This is a genomic window from Streptomyces chilikensis, assembly GCF_001642695.1.
Lineage (GTDB): Bacteria > Actinomycetota > Actinomycetes > Streptomycetales > Streptomycetaceae > Streptomyces > Streptomyces chilikensis.
In genome coordinates, this window is sequence record NZ_LWCC02000136.1 from 1 (window position 1) to 1,466 (window position 1,466).

1 protein-coding gene is annotated in these 1,466 nt (G+C 72.9%); it reads left to right on the plus strand.

Going from position 1 to position 1,466, the window contains the following annotated elements; genetic code table 11:
* Positions 1 to 1,466: hypothetical protein (locus tag A2U95_RS32170; protein ID WP_206283081.1), on the plus strand; the 1,466-nt coding region annotated here is incomplete at both ends.

Sequence of the window (1,466 nt, forward strand, 5' to 3'; positions counted from 1 at the left end):
GCTGCGGCGGCTGGCCTTCGACCTGGTGGACCGGAAGCTGGCGGCGGCACAGGAACGTGGCGTGCAGGGCGAGCCGCTCGGCCCGCAGGACGCGGCACCCGGCGGTGCGGTGTCGGACGCGGTGGTGCCGGTGCCCGAGGCGGTCGAACCGCCCACGGCCGAGGCCTTGATGACCGGCCTGTCCGCGCTGCCCACCCCCGAATTGCTGGAGGCGGTGTCCCGGCTGAGCCCGGAGCACCGGCGGTGGCTGGCCGGACAGGACAAGTTCGTCACCTCGGTACGGAACCGGTCGTCGGTGGACGACTTCGCCCAGTTCGGCGCGCGGCTGCTGGTCGTGGTGCCGGGCGAGTCCGCGCGGCCGGTCTCCGCCCGCTGGGAGGCCTACGCCCAGGTCGCCCGCATGCTGCGGGACCCCGACACCGTGCGCAAACTGCTCGCCTCGGGCGCCGCGGTCGTCGTCCTCCCCCAGGACGTGCCGCTCGGTTCGGTCAGTTCCTTCGCCGGCCTGCACGGACCGGACGGCCGCGGCCTGGACGACCTGCGCGGCGCCCAGAGCGGACTCGTCGCCGCCGTCGCCGAGGAGAACCTCCTGGGCGAGAACACCCCGGTCGGCCCCGTCCCCCACCAGCCCGAGGGCTACTCCTCCGCCACCCACGAAATCGCCCACCTCCTCCACACCACCGCCCTCACCGACACCGACCGCCACCTCATCAGCCGCACCTTCCAGGAACGGCTGGCCGCCGGACCGGACGCCCCCTGGCCCGACGGCGTCCGCCGCGACCTCTGGGGAGCGGACGCCGACAACTACTCCTCCACCGACGAATTCGAGTACTTCGCCCAGCTCAGCAACGCCTACCTCGGCACCAACCACGGCCACGACACGGCCACCGGCCGCCCCCGCAACAACGGCGCCCCCTGGGTCCGCGCCAACGAACCCGACCTCCTCCCCCTGCTGGAGCGCCTCTACGGCACCGACCCACAACCCCCGCACACCGGCACCGCCAACCCCGTCACCGCCACCACCACCGACAACGCCCTCTACGAAGCCTTCCGCGACTTCATGACCGGCATCGGCGAGGGGCAGGAGTCCGCTCCGGTGCTGTCCGCGCAGCCGTCTCCGAGGCCACACGCCCCTGTCGGCATGGTGCCCGACCTGCATGCCGCGCCCCCCGGGCCCGCCAAGCAGGTCACCGCCGACGTCATGGACGCCTACTACAGGGCGTACGCGGAGTTCTTCGAGACCGACAGCTCTGCCGCCCACTTCGACAGCGGCTACTACGTCTTCGCGTACAGCCAGGACGTCGTGGTCCCCAAGCTGGCCACGCACCCCTCGATGCTGAACCAGCTGCGCGCCTTCCACGACCAGCTCACCCGCGTCCGGAGCGAGCAGGCGGCGGAGGCGACGCCGATCGCGCACCGGGACGGCGAGCCGATGCGGCTGTACCGGAAGATGGCGGCGGCCGAGG